13 protein-coding genes are annotated in these 13,428 nt (G+C 66.9%); 8 read left to right on the forward strand and 5 right to left on the reverse strand.

The genetic code is table 11. The features are described from left to right. The first annotated feature begins 78 nt into the window (after positions 1–78). Together JNJ68_RS12850 and JNJ68_RS12855 are read left to right on the forward strand one after the other, a co-directional pair. Positions 79–1,887, forward strand: a complete 1,809-nt coding sequence (locus JNJ68_RS12850; protein ID WP_294982775.1) for an ATP-binding cassette domain-containing protein — start codon at positions 79–81, stop codon at positions 1,885–1,887. A 195-nt stretch (positions 1,888–2,082) separates the two neighbouring features. Beyond that, positions 2,083–2,682, forward strand: coding sequence for a porin family protein (locus JNJ68_RS12855; RefSeq protein ID WP_294982776.1), 600 nt, complete (start codon positions 2,083–2,085; stop codon positions 2,680–2,682). Between the two features lie 39 nt (positions 2,683–2,721). Here the strand turns inward: JNJ68_RS12855 and JNJ68_RS12860 are convergent, their stop codons facing one another. The 3 genes from JNJ68_RS12860 to JNJ68_RS12870 form a co-directional block, all read right to left on the reverse strand. Beyond that, positions 2,722–3,117, reverse strand: coding sequence for a hypothetical protein (locus JNJ68_RS12860; RefSeq protein ID WP_294982777.1), 396 nt, complete (start codon positions 3,115–3,117; stop codon positions 2,722–2,724). 77 nt (positions 3,118–3,194) lie between these two features. After that, the gene (locus JNJ68_RS12865; RefSeq protein WP_294982778.1) at positions 3,195–4,094 is read right to left on the reverse strand and encodes a TPM domain-containing protein; all 900 of its coding nucleotides are present in this window, start codon (positions 4,092–4,094) and stop codon (positions 3,195–3,197) included. Further along, positions 4,064–5,476: a pyridoxal-dependent decarboxylase gene (locus JNJ68_RS12870; protein ID WP_294982779.1), complete on the reverse strand. Its 1,413-nt coding sequence runs from the start codon at positions 5,474–5,476 to the stop codon at positions 4,064–4,066. The genes JNJ68_RS12865 and JNJ68_RS12870 overlap by 31 nt, the downstream gene beginning before the upstream one ends. Positions 5,477–5,633: 157 nt before the next feature. Here JNJ68_RS12870 and JNJ68_RS12875 point away from each other — a divergent pair, with 157 nt between their 5' ends. Then, positions 5,634–6,254: a DUF6778 family protein gene (locus JNJ68_RS12875; protein WP_294982780.1), complete on the forward strand. Its 621-nt coding sequence runs from the start codon at positions 5,634–5,636 to the stop codon at positions 6,252–6,254. Positions 6,255–6,284: 30 nt separating this feature from the next. On the opposite strand, the gene JNJ68_RS12880 is transcribed toward JNJ68_RS12875, so the two are convergent. Then, complete coding sequence (locus JNJ68_RS12880) at positions 6,285–6,626, reverse strand: MmcQ/YjbR family DNA-binding protein (RefSeq protein ID WP_294982781.1); 342 nt, start codon at positions 6,624–6,626, stop codon at positions 6,285–6,287. A 180-nt stretch (positions 6,627–6,806) separates the two neighbouring features. On the opposite strand from JNJ68_RS12880, the gene cysS reads away from it, so the two are divergent. From cysS to JNJ68_RS12895, 3 genes are all read left to right on the forward strand, one after another. After that, positions 6,807–8,246, forward strand: coding sequence for a cysteine--tRNA ligase (gene cysS / locus JNJ68_RS12885; protein WP_294982782.1), 1,440 nt, complete (start codon positions 6,807–6,809; stop codon positions 8,244–8,246). 157 nt (positions 8,247–8,403) lie between these two features. Beyond that, positions 8,404–10,026, forward strand: coding sequence for a citramalate synthase (gene cimA, locus JNJ68_RS12890; protein WP_294982783.1), 1,623 nt, complete (start codon positions 8,404–8,406; stop codon positions 10,024–10,026). Continuing rightward, entirely contained in the window at positions 10,023–10,775 is a 753-nt protein-coding gene (locus JNJ68_RS12895) for a squalene/phytoene synthase family protein (protein WP_294982784.1), read from the forward strand. Before cimA ends, JNJ68_RS12895 begins: the two co-directional genes overlap by 4 nt. Before the next feature lie 73 nt (positions 10,776–10,848). Here the strand turns inward: JNJ68_RS12895 and JNJ68_RS12900 are convergent, their stop codons facing one another. Then, a complete protein-coding gene (locus tag JNJ68_RS12900; RefSeq protein ID WP_294982785.1) occupies positions 10,849–12,054 on the reverse strand; it encodes an MFS transporter in 1,206 nt (401 codons plus the stop codon). 82 nt (positions 12,055–12,136) lie between these two features. Here JNJ68_RS12900 and JNJ68_RS12905 point away from each other — a divergent pair, with 82 nt between their 5' ends. Both JNJ68_RS12905 and JNJ68_RS12910 read left to right on the forward strand, forming a co-directional pair. Then, positions 12,137–12,766: a DNA-3-methyladenine glycosylase 2 family protein gene (locus JNJ68_RS12905; RefSeq protein WP_294982786.1), complete on the forward strand. Its 630-nt coding sequence runs from the start codon at positions 12,137–12,139 to the stop codon at positions 12,764–12,766. Beyond that, positions 12,763–13,425, forward strand: a complete 663-nt coding sequence (locus JNJ68_RS12910) for an alpha/beta fold hydrolase (RefSeq protein ID WP_294982787.1) — start codon at positions 12,763–12,765, stop codon at positions 13,423–13,425. Before JNJ68_RS12905 ends, JNJ68_RS12910 begins: the two co-directional genes overlap by 4 nt. Positions 13,426–13,428: the final 3 nt, after the last annotated feature.

Consider the following 13,428-nt stretch of genomic DNA (forward strand, 5'->3'; position numbering starts at 1 on the left):
TTCTCCGTTTGCCCGCTTCTGCCATGCGCTTCATGACGGAACGTTGACGCCGGTCAAATCCCCCTCTACCTCGCCGCCATGGCACGCGCACCCCTTCTCCAGCTTTCCGGCATTTCCCTGACCTTCGGCGGCAATCCGGTTTTCGACGACCTGTCGCTCACCGTCCAGCCCGGCGACCGCATAGCGCTGGTGGGGCGCAACGGGTCGGGCAAGTCGACGCTGATGAAGGTGATGGCGGGGTTGGTGGAGCCCGACCACGGGACCCGCACCGTCCCCCCCGGCGTGACCGTGGGCTATATGGAGCAGGAGCCGGACCTGACGCGCTTCGCCACGCTCGGCGATTTCGCGGCCTCGAACCTGCCGGAGGGGCAGGACTACCGCCTCGCCGTGGTGGCCGAGGGGCTGAAGTTCGACCCCACAACCCCCGTCGCCACCGCCAGCGGAGGGGAACGCCGCCGCGCCGCACTGGCCAAGCTTCTGGCCGAGGCGCCGGAGCTGATGCTCTTGGACGAGCCGACCAACCATCTCGACATCCAGGCGATCGAATGGCTGGAGCGCGAGCTGCTGGAAACCCGCGCCGCCTTCGTCCTCATCTCACACGACCGCGCCTTCCTGCGGGCCTTATCGAAGGCGACGCTCTGGATCGACCGCGGCGAGGTGCGCCGCCGGGAAGCGGGCTTCGAGGGGTTCGAGGACTGGCGCGAGACGGTCTGGGCCGAGGAGGACGAGGCCCGCCACAAGCTTGACCGCAAGATCAAGGCCGAGGCGAAATGGGCGGTGGAAGGCATCAGCGCGCGCAGGAAGCGCAACATGGGCCGCGTCCGCGCGCTTCAGGCGCTGCGGGCCGAGCGCAGCGCGCAGATCCGGCGGCAGGGCACGGCGGCCTTTGCGCTGGACGCAGGGCCGACCTCGGGCAAGAAGGTCATCGAGGCGCAGGGCCTGACCAAGGCCTATGGCGACAAGCAGATCGTCAAGGGCTTCGACCTGCGCGTATTGCGCGGCGACCGGGTGGCCTTCGTCGGGCCGAACGGCGTGGGGAAAACCACGCTTCTCAAGATGTTGACCGGCGAAGTTCAACCGGATTCCGGGGCCGTCACACTGGGGACCAACCTGGAGATCGCGGTCTTCGACCAGACCCGCACGAGGCTCGACCTCGACGCGAGCCTCTGGGACAACCTGACCGTCGATCCGCTGATGCGCGTCTCGGGCAGTTCGGATCAGGTCATGGTACGCGGCACGCCGAAGCATGTGGTGGCCTATCTCAAGGATTTCCTCTTCGACGAAAGACAGGCCCGCGCCCCGGTGCGCAGCCTTTCCGGCGGCGAACGTGCGCGGCTCTTGCTGGCCAAGCTGATGGCGCAACCCTCGAACCTTCTGATTCTCGACGAACCGACCAACGACCTCGATGTCGAGACGCTGGACCTGTTGCAGGACATTCTGGGCGACTATGACGGCACGGTGCTGGTCGTCAGCCACGACCGCGATTTCATCGACCGGATCGCCACCGCGACGGTGGCGATGGAGGGCGGGGGCAGGGCGCAGGTCTATCCTGGCGGCTGGTCGGACTATGCCGCGCAACGCCCCGCGCCGGTGGAACCCCCGGCGAAATCCGCGCCGAAGGCCCCGGTGGTGACAGCCGCAAAACCGGAACCGGCCGCGAAACCCGGCGGTCTTTCCTTCACCGAGAAGAAGCGCCTCGACGACCTGCCCGAGCTGATCGCCCGGCTGGAAGCCGAGATCGGCAAGCTGACCGCGCTTCTTGCCGACCCCGGCCTCTTCACTCGCGAGCCGGTGAAATTCCGCAAGGCGACCGAGGCGCTGGCCGAGCGGCAAACTGCGCTCGACGCCGCCGAATCCGAATGGCTGGATTTGGCCGACCGCGCCTGAGCGGCGGGAACAAGCGGGGCCTTGCCCAAAGCGCCCGGGTTCCTCGGCGCATCCTCGCGCGCACCGGACACGGGTCATCAAGCGCGCGTGAGGAGCCATTGTGCAGGGGCGCAACACTCCCCATTCCCTAGCCGAGCCGACTGGAACCGTTCCGGTTGATCGAAGGTTTTCGTCGGCCAGAACAAGGAGACAGAAATGAAAACTATCGCAGCATTGATCGCTACCGCCACCCTGACCGCCCCCGCCTTCGCGGGCGGCCCTGTTGCCGTCGCCGAGGAGCCGGTCATCGTTCCCGCCGCTGAACCCTATGTCGCTCCGGGCCTCGACTGGACCGGTGCCTATGTTGGTGCCCAGCTCGGCTATGGCGACGTCGATTCGAACGGTGCGGGCCTTGATGGCAACGGCTGGCTCGGTGGTGTCCATGCAGGCTACCGCTGGGATCTGGGCAACTGGGTTGCCGGCGGCGAATTGTCCTGGGACAAGGCCAAGATCGACCTCGGTGCCGCAGCTGGCGACGAGCTTGACAGCGTTGCCGCGCTGAAACTGATGGCCGGCCGCGAGATCGGCAACAGCCTGGTCTACGGTACGCTCGGCGCTGCCCAGGCAAAGGCCAGCGTCGGCGGGGCGGATCTTTCGGACAACGGTCTGGTCTACGGCCTGGGCTTCGACTACGCCGTGAATGATCGCTGGACCGTGGGCGGCGAGGTTCTGCAGCACAACTTCGACGACTTCGATGCCTCGGGCGTTGATTTCGACGCGACCACGATCAAGGCCAAGGTCGGACTTCGGTTCTGATCAGGGCTTTTGCGGCGCGGCTCCCCCCGCGCCGCATCCCTACCGGCAGGCGACCGGCTGCAACAGGAAGCTGCGGTCATCGCCGGAATTGCGCTCGAGCGTGGCGAATCCGGTTTCGTTCTCGAACGACATGCCAAGGCTCGAGACCTTGATCAGGATCGCGCCATTCTTCGCAGGGGTGATCGCGAATCCCCCGGCATCGCCTTCCATCCCGCAATAAAGCGTGTCTCCGCCCTCATTCTCGCAATAGCCAAAGGCTTCGAATGCGCCGCCAGGTACACCGCGCAGGCGAAGTGTCAGATGGACGCCCAGCAACGGGTCGGCGATGGAGAAATCCGGGCTGATCGCGATGCGCGTGACCCGTTGGGCCGGGTGTTTTGCGAGATGGTCCTCGCTATAGCTGCGTGCATAGCAGCTGCCGGGGCCGGGGAACATCTGGTCTTGCGGGCTTTCTGCCCCGGCGGAGGTGGCCGCGCAGGCCGTGAAGATTGCCGCCCGGAAAGCTGATTTTCCTACCACTTTCCTGTCGCGCCCCCGCCCGAGGACCGGCCCCCGCCGAAGCCGCCGCCCCGGCTGCCGCGGTCGCGATTCTGGCTGCCGAAATTCTTGTCCCGGCGGGCATCGCGGCTGTTGAAGCTGATCGGATAGGACTTGTGGTCGGAAAACCCGCAGGCCGAGCAGGTCAGGTGCTGCATCCCGAGGCCGGTCTCCTGCCGAGTTGGCTGCTGGATCACCTCGCGCGAGCGCTCGAGCGTCTGGGCGCCGCAGTTCGGGCAGGTCCGGTTCGCGCGACGGCCGCGCCAGATGCCGAAACCTGCCAGTCCGGCGATGGCGCCGAAGCCCAGAAGCGCCGTGCCGGCCCCCGACCCGTTGTCCTCAGCTTCTGACTCGAAGCCGTCGGTCAACGTCACCGGCTGGCCGGCAAGGAACGGCGTGATCAGCCGGTCGCGGGCCGAGGCGACCCCGGCCTCGATCCCGGCGGCGAACCGCCCGTCGCGCAGGGGGAGCAGGACGGCAGTGGACAAGACCCGCGCCGCGCGCCCGTCATAGACGGGGTCATAGCCGGACCCCAGCGCGATCCGGGCCTCTCGCGCCTGCGTGTCGAGGAGGAGAAGGATACCATCGTTGCGCTCGGCCCCGCCAACGCCCCAGGCGTTGAACAGCGCCTTGCCATAGCTCTCGATGGTCATGCCCGCGCCGCCCTCTGCCGCAAGGCCGGGAACGGTGACGACCACCATCTGCACCCCGGTCGCCGCGCGCGTGTCGGTCAGAAGGCGGGTGATCCGACCCTCCTCGGTGGCGTCCAGCACATCGGCGAAATCGGACAGCGTGTCGCTGAGCGGGGCGGGAAGATCTTCGGAAAACGCGGGCGCGGCAAGCGTCAGCGCGACGGCAAATACTCTGAGGAACATGATGCAAGCATTTCTTTAACTGTCTTTGCGATCAGCATGACATCTTCCTCGCAACAGTCAAATGATCCGACCTGCACCCTTATCGCAAAGCGCCCGTCCACCCGGGTCTGCGTCAGGTAGATCCGGCCATCGTCGTTGATCCGCTGCAAAAGCCGTTCCGTGGCCGCATCTGTTTCCAAAGCGAAGCTGAAGAGCGAGAGGCGCGGCTCGGTCACGATTCGCACCCCCGGCAGTGCCGCCAGCTGGTCGCGCGCGGTCAGCGCCCAGGCGACGTGATTCCGAATCCGCTCCCGCAGGCCCTCCAGCCCGTAGGCCCGCAGGACGAACCACAGCTTCAACGCCCGGAACCGGCGGCCGAGCGGCACCGTCCATTCGTTGAAATTGACGATCTCCTCGCGCCCCGCCGTCTCCAGGTAGGTCGGCCGCAGGCCCAGCGTGCGCACCTGGGCGCCCGGGTCCTTCAGGAACTGGATGGAACAGTCGAACTGCGCGCCCAGCCATTTGTGTGGGTTGAAGACGATGGACTCCGCCCCCTCGACGCCCGCCCACAGATCGCGGAACTCCGGGCAGATCATCGCGCTGCCCGCCCAGGCCGCGTCGACATGGACCGGCAGGCCCGCGGCCTTCGCCGCGGCGATGCACTCGCCGATCCGGTCGAAGGCGCCCACGCTGGTCCCACCAGCGCAGAGGATCACTCCCGCGGGCCGCAACCCCGCAGAGCGGTCCGCCTCGATCGCCGCCGCAAGCGCCGCGCCGGTCATCGCCCTGTCGGCATCCGTCGCCACCTTGACCAGGTTCTGCTGCCCTACGCCTGCCACCCTTATCGCCTTGTCGACCGAGGAATGCGTCTCGGCACTGGCGTAGAAGCGCAGAACCGGCATGCCAGACAGCCCCTCGTCCAGTCCCTTCCACGCCAGGGCCTGCTCGCGCATGGTCAGCACGGCGGACAGTGTCGCGTTGGTCGCCGAATCGTGGATCGTGCCGACAAACCCTTCCGGCAGGCCCAAGGCCTGGCGCAGCCAGTCGACCATCACCTGCTCCACCTCGGTCGCGGCGGGCGAGGTCTGCCAGATCAAGGCATTGCAGGCCATCGCATTGACCAGCTGCTCCGCCAGCATCGAGGCCGGGGCGGCATTCGCGGGGAAATAGGCGAAGAAGCGGGGGTGCTGCCAATGGGTCATGCCATCCGGCACGATCCGCTCGAAATCGGCCCAGATCGCCTCCATGGCTTCGGCGGCCTCGGGCGGGGCAGGGGGCAGCTGCCGGGCCACCGCGCCTGGCACCAGCGGCGCCCTGACCGGACGGTTGCGCAAGGTTGCGTGGTACTCCGCCGCCCAGTCCGCCGCCCGTTTCGACCAGTGCCGCAAGCCTTCGTGGTCCATCCTTCACCCCTGTTTTGTTAACGTGTTAATTACTTCAGTCCTGTGCACTCTGGCAAGGTTCCACCCTCTTGCCGCCACGCAAGTTCCTTTTTCCCGCCATCGGATCTCGTTAAGGCTATGCTGGACAAAACCCAAGTCCGATCCTGTGAGAGGTCCCATGACACTGCACCGCCGTTCCGCTCTTCTGGGCCTCTCGGTCCTGCTCTTGTCCGCCTGCGTCGGGGGGGGCGGCAAGTTCGAGACCGACTACACGCCGGTCCCCGCCGACCTGGCGAAATCCTGGCGCCTGGCCGAGGTGCGGGTTTCGGTGCCGAAGACGCTGGTGGTGTCCGAGGCGAAGACGCTCTTGCCCCGCGCCGACATCGTCTGGCGCGAGGACCCGCTTGGCGACCGCCATGCCCAGGTCGGCAAGATCATCCAGGCCGCCGTCCTGCGCGGCGCCCAGGGCTTGCGCGGCTCGCGTCCGGTGATCATTTCGATCACCGTGACCCGTTTCCACGCCCTGACCTTCGAGGCGGAACTGTCGAACAGCGACTGGGGCGTCCACAACGTCGACTTCACCGCGCAGGTGCTGGATGCCCGCACGGGCGAGGTGCTTCTACCCGCCACCGCGATCCGCGCAGAAACCCCGGCCTGGTCGGGCGCCCGGATGAAGGAAGCCCGCCGCAAGGGCATCACCCAGAAGTCGATGATCACCAACCATGTCGCGGCGACCGTGGCCGGCTGGCTGGGGCTCGGGCCGGACAACCGGGGCAGCTTCACCCGCCAGGGCGACTGAAGGCCTGGGCAGGGAAGGGCGGGGCGCGGCTCATCCCAGCGCGGCCTGCACCTTCTTCGGCAGGCCCGCCCGGATCAGCGCATAAGAGGTGGCGATGCGTTCGCGCAGCTCGTCATCCGTCACCCGCCCGAAGGGAATCCTTGCCCAGGAGGCATGAAGATAGGGCGCGCGGATCGCGCGGCCGGTCTCGATCAACAGCCGAGCGGTCTCGACATGGTCGGTCTTGACCGACACCCCGTCGCCCATCTGGCCGATGATCGCGAACATCTTGCTGCCGACCTTCCAGCAATCATGCTCCGGCCCGAAAGGCTGGCTGACTGCGGCGCCCGGAAAGCTGCCGCAGAAGGCGTTGACGAAGGCGCGGTCCTGCATGGCGGAATTCCCTTGGCGGAGGTCGGGGGCTGATGTATGTCCTACACCCATGACGACATTGCGCAACCTCCGCATCTGCTGCATTACCCGCTGACTTCGGTCGCGCGGGCGCTTCGTCATTCCCCTTGGATGAAAAGCCGGTCCCGCGCGGGGTGATAGCGCACGCTTGGGACGACTGACATGGTGACGATCCGCCTGACCAATTCGAAGACCCGGAAGAAGGAGGACTTCGTCCCCATCGACCCGGAAAACGTGCGGATGTATGTCTGCGGCCCCACCGTCTATGACCGCGCGCACCTCGGCAACGCCCGGCCGGTGGTGGTGTTCGACATGCTCTTCCGGCTGCTGCGCCATGTCTACGGCGAGGGGCATGTGACCTATGTCAGGAACTTCACCGACGTCGACGACAAGATCAACGCCGAGGCGCTGCGGCGGCAGAAGGCCGGGGCTCCGGGGACGCTGGAAGAGCTGATCCATGAGCGCACCGAGGAGACGATCGCCTGGTATCACGCCGACATGGACGCCCTTGGGGCGCTGCGGCCCACTGTCGAGCCGCGCGCGACGGAATTCATCGCCCAGATGATCGCGATGACCGAAGGGCTGATCGCCTCCGGCCACGCCTATGCCGTTGAAGGCCATGTGCTCTTCCGCGTCCGGTCCTACAAGGACTACGGCAAGTTGTCGGGTCGCTCGGTCGACGACATGATCGCGGGCGCGCGGGTCGAGGTCGCGCCCTTCAAGGAAGACCCGATGGATTTCGTGCTGTGGAAGCCGTCCTCGGGTGAGGAGCCGGGCTGGGACAGCCCCTGGGGCAGGGGTCGCCCCGGCTGGCACATCGAATGCTCGGCGATGGCGCAAGAGTTGCTGGGCGAGAGCTTCGACATCCATGGCGGGGGCTTGGACCTGCAATTCCCGCACCATGAGAACGAGATCGCCCAGAGCGCCTGCGCCCACCCCCACGGCGATTTCGCGCACTACTGGCTGCACAACGAGATGTTGCAGGTCGAGGGGAAGAAGATGTCCAAGAGCCTGGGCAACTTCTTCACCGTGCGCGATCTGCTGGACCAGGGCATCCCGGGTGAGGTGATCCGGTTTGTCCTGCTGATGACGCACTACCGCAGCCCGATGGACTGGACGGCCGAGAAGGCAGCTGAAGCACAAAAAACTTTGATGAAGTGGCGCAAGTTCGTCACCGGCGTGAAGCCTAGCGAAGCAGATCATCGTGTGATCGCGGCCCTGTCAGACGATCTCAACACGGCAGGCGCGATAGCCGTGTTGCATGAGTTGGCGAAGAGTGGGGATGCTCCCTCGTTGGCGGCTTCTGCGCATCTGCTTGGATTACTTACAAACAAACTGGGAGACTGGCCAACGCAAGACGACTTCAGCGAAGAAGTACGGGCATTGATCAAGCGACTCGCACAAGCGTGGGCAAATTATCGTGATCAGAAAGACTGGCAGCGCGCAGACCAAATTCGCGATGCTCTGCTGGGTTTGGGCGTTCGCGTGACCCAAAAGACAGCGCAGCATTGGGAAGTCCGTTACGAAAACCCAGATATGATCTCGTTGGCCGAGAGGGAGGAGAGAGTAGCGGCTCTGGCCCGGCTGGAGGCGCTGCAATGACGCCTCTCACGCGCCGCAAATTTCTTCGAAGAAATTTGCCAAAATCCTTCGAAGGATTTTGCGACTTTGCTTCGACCGTGGTTAAGCCCACCCTAACGCGCGCGACCAACCCCTTGAAATCGCTCACCCGAAATTTCTGTCCACCGTGGACACGCCCATGACCCGCGACCGCCTCTTCCTCTTCGACACCACGCTGCGCGACGGCCAGCAGACCCAGGGCGTCCAGTTCTCCACCGCCGAGAAGGCCCAGATCGCCCGCGCCCTCGACCGGCTGGGCGTGGACTACATCGAGGGCGGCTGGCCCGGCGCGAACCCGACCGACAGCGACTTCTTCGCCGCCCCCCCGGAGACGAAAGCCACCCTCACCGCCTTCGGCATGACCCGCCGGGTGGGAAGATCCGCCGAGAATGACGACGTCCTCGCCGCCGTCCTGAACGCAGGCACCTCCGCCGTCTGTCTGGTCGGCAAGACCCACGAATTCCACGTCACCACCGCCCTGAACGTCGCCCTCGACGAGAACCGCGAGGCCATCGCCAGTTCCATCCGCCACCTCGTCGCGAGGGGACGCGAAGCCCTGTTCGATGCCGAGCATTTCTTCGACGGCTACCGCGCCAACCCCGGCTACGCCCTCTCCTGCCTGAAGGCCGCCCTCGACGCCGGTGCCCGCTGGGTCGTCCTCTGCGACACCAACGGCGGCACACTGCCCGCCGAGGTCGGCCGCGTCACCGCAGAGGTGATCGCTTCCGGCATCCCCGGCGACCGGCTTGGCATCCACTGCCACGACGACACCGGCAATGCGGTGGCGAACTCGCTGGCGGCGGTCGAGGCAGGCGCCCGGCAGATCCAGGGCACGCTCAACGGCCTCGGCGAGCGCTGCGGCAATGCCAACCTGACGACGCTGATCCCGACGCTCCTCCTCAAGGAGCCCTACGCCAGCCGCTTCGACACCGGCGTCACCCGCGAGGCTCTGGCGGGGCTTTTGAAGACCAGCCGGATGCTCGACGACATCCTGAACCGCGTCCCCCTGCGCAGCGCGCCTTATGTCGGGGCCTCAGCCTTCGCCCACAAGGCGGGGCTCCATGCCAGCGCGATCCTGAAGGACCCGACGACCTACGAGCATATCGCCCCGGCCCTCGTCGGCAACGAGCGGGTCATCCCGATGTCGAACCAGGCGGGACAGTCGAACCTGCGCGCGCGGCTCGAGGCGGCGGGGATCGCGGTCGATCCGAAGGACGCCCGCCTCGGCCGGATCATCGAGGTGATCAAGGAACGCGAGGATCAGGGCTATGCCTATGACGGCGCGCAGGCGTCGTTCGAGCTGGTCGCGCGGCGCGAGCTGGGCCTCTGCCCGGAATTCTTCGAGGTCAAGCGCTACCGCGTCACGGTGGAGCGGCGGAAGAACAAGTACGATCGGATGATCTCGCTTTCCGAAGCGGTGGTGGTGGTGAAGATCGGCGAGCAGAAGATGATGTCTGTCTCGGACAGCATGGACGAGGCAGGCAGCGACCGCGGCCCGGTGAACGCATTGTCGAAGGCGCTGGCCAAGGACCTTGGGCCCTATCAGGCCTGCATCGACGACATGAAGCTGGTGGACTTCAAGGTCCGCATCACCAATGGCGGGACCGAGGCGGTGACGCGGGTCATCATCGACAGCGAGGACGGCCAGGGCCGCCGCTGGTCGACGGTGGGGGTCAGCGCGAACATCGTCGACGCAAGCTTCGAGGCGCTGCTCGATGCGATCCAGTGGAAGCTGATCCGCGACATCGGAGCGCCGAAGTGAGCGTTGCCGCCTGCGCGGCGCTGGTGGAACGGGGCGACCCAGACCGGTTCCGCGCGGTGATGGCCGCCCCGGTCGAGGCGCGGGCGCAGCTTTTCCCGCTTTATGCCTTCAACCTGGAGGTCGCCCGCGCCCCCTGGGTGACGCAGGAGCCGCTGATCGCCGAGATGCGGCTGCAATGGTGGCGCGAGGTGGTGGAGAACGCCGCGTCGGGGGCGGCAAGGGCGCATGAAGTGGCCGGGCCGCTGCACGAGCTGATCCGGGATTTCGGCCTGCCGGTGGAGGTGCTGGACCGGTTGATCGCCGCCCGGCGCTGGGATATTGCCCGCGACCCGCATGAGGGAGCGGAGGGTCTGGCGGACTATCTGGAAGACACCGGCGCCGGGCTGATGTGGTTGGCGGCCCGGGCTTTGGGCGCACCGGATGCTGCGGAAGCTGCGGTGCGCGCCTATGGCTGGGCCAGCTCGGCGGCTATGTATATACGCGCGGTGCCGGAGTTGGCGGCGCGAGGGCGGCAGCCTTTGCCAGCGAGCATCTCGGCACAGGACCTTGCGACACGCGGGCTGGATAAGCTGGCCGAAGCGCGGGCCGGACGGAAGTCCGTGCCGAAGGACGTCGCCCCGGCGCTTCTGGCTGGGTGGCAGACGGAAGCGCTTTTGCGTCAGGTGGTTGCCGGGCGATCCTCACCCGAATTGTCCGAGGCGCGGAAGCGCTGGGGCTTAATGTGGCAGGCCGTCACGGGGCGCTGGTAGCGGCGGCTCCTCGTTCGACTTCGTCTTCTCGTCGCCAGCGATGAGCGCCGGAAATGCGACGAAGAGCGGCCCGTCAGACGCGGCGCGCCTCGGGCCGCAGCCAGAGCCAGATCAGCGCGCCGCCGGCCAGCACCAGGAAGGGCAGCATGGCGAGGTTCACCATCTGCCACCCGGCCTGAACCGAGCCGCCGGAGCAGTTCATCAGCCCGCCGGAGGAAAAGCTCGCCAGCGTGACGCCGCCGAAGACCACGAGGTCGTTCAGGCCCTGCAACCGCCCGCGTTCCTCGGGGCGTTGGGCGGAGGTCAGCATCGTCGTCGCGCCGATGAAGCCGAAGTTCCAGCCGAGGCCGAGGAGCATCAGCGCGATGAAGAAATTCTCCAGCTGCACCCCGGCCATGGCGACCGCCCCGGCGGCGGCGAGAATGGTCAGGCCGAGGGCGATGATCCGCTCGGTGCCGAAGCGCGCGATCAGGTGGCCGGTGAAGAACGACGGCGCGTACATTGCCAGGACATGCGCCGTCACGATGTCGGCGGCATTGCCCTTGTCGAAACCGCAGCCGACGACGGCCAGCGGCGAGGAGGTCATCACGAGGTTCATCAACGCGTAGGAGACGGTGGCGCAGATCATCGCGACCAGGATCACCGGGGTGCGGATCAACTCGCCCCGGCTGCGACCGAGCGGGCTGCCCACGGCGGCGGGCTTGGGTTTCGGAATGTCGAGGGCGAGAAAGAGGAAGGAGCCGAGAATGTTCAGGACGATGACGGTCAGGTAGGAACCGAGGAAGGTCACGGCCATGGCGTCGGCGGTGACTTTCACCAGTTGGGGCCCGACGACGGCGGAGAGCAACCCCCCTGCCATGACCCAGCTGATCGCCTTGGGCCGGAAGGCTTCCGAGGCGGTGTCGACGGCAGCGAAGCGGTAGAACCCGTTGGCCGACATATAGACCCCGGAGAGAAGCGCACCCACGCAGAACAGAAGGAAGCTGCTGGTCGCAAGGCCCCAGGCGCCGATCACCGCGCCTATCGCCCCGCCAGCCGCGCCGAAGAAGAATCCGGCCCGCCGTCCATAGCGCTGCATGAGGGCCGAAATCGGCGTGGCGGTCAGCATCGAGCCGACCACCATCATCGTCACCGGCAGTGTGGCCCAGCAGATGTTCGGGGCGAGGCTGGAGCCCGCAAGTCCCGCGATGGTGAAGATCATCGGCAGCTGCGCACCGAGGATCGCCTGGGCGGCGACGAGGACGAGGACGTTGCGGCGGGCGGTGGAGTCGCTGGTCATGCGGCATGGGTAGAACTACCCATCGGGATCGGCAAGCGGAAAGGGCGGTTGCCTCCGGCGGGGATATTTGTAGACAGAAAATATGGTGGGGCGGATCATCACATCGCTGGATTGCGTGGCCGAGGGCGCGAACTGGCTCGCCGGGCGGGAGCCTGCCTTTGCACGGGCCTTGCCGCTGGTGGGCGACCTGCCTCTCAGGCGCGAGGAGGACGGGTTTGCGGCGCTTCTGCGCGCAATCGTGGGGCAGCAGGTTTCGGTCGCCTCGGCGCGGGCGATCTGGGGGCGGCTGGAAGGGGCTGGGCTGACCGAAGCCGCGACGATGGCGGCGGCTACGGACGATGATCTGCGTGCGGCGGGCCTGTCGCGGCAGAAGGCGCGCTACGGGCGGGCGCTGGCGCAGGTTGGCATTGATTTCAACGCCTTGCGCGGTGTTTCTGATGCGGATGTGGTGAAGGCGCTGGTCGCGGTTCCGGGGATCGGGGTCTGGACGGCGGAGATTTACGCCATGTTCGCACTGGGGCGCGCGGATGTCTTCGCGCCGGGGGATCTCGCCTTGCAGGAGGCGGCGCGGATGCTCTTCGGGCTGGAGGCGCGGCCCTCGGACAAGGCGCTGCGCCAGATGGCGGAGGCCTGGTCGCCCTGGCGGTCGGTTGCGGCGCGCATCCTTTGGGCCTACTACCGGGTCGCGAAGGCACGCGAAGGGGTGATGTGATGCGCGAGTTGCAGTTCGGCCGGAAGGGTGCGGCGCAGGGCGAGGCCACGGCGCTTGTCGTTTTCCTGCATGGCTACGGCGCGGACGGGGCCGATCTTCTGGGCCTTGCGGACGTGCTGGGCCCGCATCTGCCGGGTGGGGCTTTCGTTGCCCCGGATGCGCCGGAGCGTTGCGCCGGGGGCGGCTTTGGCTGGCAATGGTTCCCGATCCCGCTGTTCGACGGATCGACCGAGGCGATGGCGGCGGCGGGGATCGAGGCTTCGACAGTGGATCTGAACGCGTTCCTGGATGCCCGACTGGCAGAGGAGGGGCTGACGCCCGACCGGCTGGTACTGGTCGGTTTCAGCCAGGGCGCGATGATGAGCCTGCACATCGCCCCGCGTCGGGACATTGCGGTGGCCGGGGTGGTGGCGATCTCCGGCCGGCTTCTGCAACCCGAGATGCTGGCCGCAGAAGCACGGGTCAAGCCGCCGATCCTGATCATGCATGGCGACCAGGACCCGGTCGTGCCCTTCGCCGAGCTGGCAAGCGCGGGCGATGCGCTGGTGGCGGCGGGGTTCCAGGTCTTCGGCCATGTGATGAAGGGCACCGGCCACGGCATCGCGCCCGACGGCCTGGGCGTGGCGCTTCAGTTCATCAAGGGACGTCTTGCCATCTGATCA

Origin of the sequence: Tabrizicola sp. (genome assembly GCF_016793705.1) — a bacterium.
Classification (GTDB): Bacteria; Pseudomonadota; Alphaproteobacteria; order Rhodobacterales; family Rhodobacteraceae; genus Tabrizicola.